Here is a 1575-nt window from a genome sequence, read left to right as displayed (position 1 = left end):
ACGGCATCCTCCATGGATTGCTCAGCGCGCAGCGTCAGATCCACGTAGTAGATCGGTGCCCGGTGGCTCTGGGTAGTGCTCTTCCCGCGTAGCTTCAATTCCAGGGGTAGGGTGGCTAGGTTGCCGCCACTGATGGCATGGAAGTAGCGCAGCCGAGCAGCCAGGGTGCGGATGCTGTTGTAGCCGGTGGTCCGAAACACGAAGCAGCCCAGTCCATCCTCCTCTCCGATCCGTACATAGAGCCGCCCGTAGGGTTTGCACAGATCGTGGGCACCGAATTCGCATAGGTCGGGTGAGGGGCAGGGTAACTGCTCCAGGCCCTGGTCGGTGCGGCGTCGGCAGGTCTCCCCGTCGCCACTGCACAGGGGCCGGCCACTCTTGCGCTCGAAGAAGGTGTACTCCGCCCGCAGGTTCAGGTCCGGATCATTGAAGGGCAGGGTGACGGGAATGCTGCGTAGCTTCTTGCCTTGTACCTCCTGGCGTAGGGCCTCATCCAGTGGGTGCGGTAGCCAGCCCTCCCGGGTCTGGATCTGGGTAGTGATGGTGAATTGGTCGTCTTTCTCCGGCAGACGCTTGCCGTTCTTTTCTACTATGCGGCCAATACTGATACGGCCAATCACGGGGGGCGTAATGGCGAGTCCTTTGATCATGGGAATCTCCTGTTATAAAAAGCACAGCCGCCGGGCTGGGCCCGGCGTTTATGCTGTTAGGCGTGGGGTGTTGAGTGAGGTGATGCGAGAACGATCAGGTGTTGGGTTTGACGAGGAACCGGCGACTGCCAGCGCGATGCTTGGGGAATTGCTGCAGTAGCGCGGGCTGAGTCTTGAGCAGGGCGTCAGTGTCGAGCACTGTACTGTCCTTGCTGCGCTTCCAGCTCACCTGGCCATCCATGAAGTAAGCCCGAGCGGCGTCACCCATGCGTTGCTGGATGCGCTGCTTGAGCCGGGCTTCCCGTTCGGCCAGACGGGCTAGGCGTTCCCGGATATCCAGCATCTCACTGAAATCGCCGTTGAGTGCGGTGTCTTCAATGAGATCCAACGCTTCGCCATCGTCACGAGGGTAGAGCGCTCGCAGCGCCTGGTCGGCGGAGTCGGAGCCATCGGCCTCGGGTGGCGTATCGGTTTCCACCAAGTGCCAAAAGGCCCGTTCCAGCTCGATCAGTTGCTTGATGACGGCGTCATCCCGCTCAATGCGGTGTACCTGCAACTCCTGCCCGCAGATCAGCACCGCCACGTCCGCTGCCTGCTTGCCGGTGACGGCCAGTTGATGCTGCACCTGGCACTGGATGTACTCTGGTACGCCATCGGCCCAGAGCCTGGCGCCATTGAGGCCGGTGGTTTTGCACTCCAGGATCTGCACCTCTGGATTTCCCACTACCGAGTAATCCAGATTGGCCAGCATCCAGGGCTTGTCTGCATCCGGGTGCTGGAGCACGGCATTCACTCGCCGTACCTTGTTGCCCGTCGCCTTGGCATAGGCCTCGGCCACCTTGGGTTCAAGAAGATTGCCCCAGTACAGCGGGGTATGGATGTCGTCAGGATCGGGGGCCNGGNGCAATCTTCTTGAACCCAAGGT

General features: G+C 61.0%; 2 protein-coding genes. Both read right to left on the bottom strand.

Annotation, left to right across the window (positions count from 1 at the left end; translation table 11 throughout):
* A partial coding sequence (locus A3754_RS21720; protein ID WP_063521314.1) for a hypothetical protein occupies nucleotides 1-650 on the bottom strand: 650 nt, incomplete at its 3' end.
* Nucleotides 651-744: 94 nt separating this feature from the next.
* Nucleotides 745-1575 (bottom strand): YqaJ viral recombinase family protein (locus A3754_RS21715; RefSeq protein WP_063521313.1); only part of this gene is annotated, 831 nt, incomplete at its 5' end.

Source organism: Alcanivorax sp. HI0083 (genome assembly GCF_001635175.1).
This window is presented reverse-complemented; position numbering and strand designations above follow the sequence as displayed.